General features: G+C 49.5%; 1 protein-coding gene. It reads left to right on the forward strand.

Annotated features, from left to right (window positions below):
* Positions 1-289, forward strand: a 289-nt coding sequence (locus NE473_RS32015) for an extracellular solute-binding protein (RefSeq protein WP_256265719.1), incomplete at both ends; no start/stop codon positions are given.

Genomic DNA, 289 nt, shown 5'->3' on the forward strand with positions numbered 1-289 from the left:
GTTTTCTTTTACAATAAGACCATGTTTGAGGAGCTTGGAATAGAAGCGCCAAAGACCTGGTCTGAGGTAGAGGCGGTAGCGACCGCGGTCAGCGATAAGATCGGCAAGCCCGGTTTCGGATTTCAGATTTTAGTGGATGGTTATATGGAGGTTCTGACCCAGGCCGGAGGAGAAGTCATTGACCTGGATAATAAGACCGTCGGCTTCGATTCTGAGACAGCCAGAGAGAAAATCACGTGGTATTTCCCCCGTAACGTTCCCCATAATAGCCTCCTCCTTCTTCTCTTCG

This window comes from Hungatella sp. SL.1.14, from assembly GCF_024460495.1.
In the GTDB taxonomy this organism is placed as follows: domain Bacteria; phylum Bacillota; class Clostridia; order Lachnospirales; family Lachnospiraceae; genus Hungatella; species Hungatella hathewayi.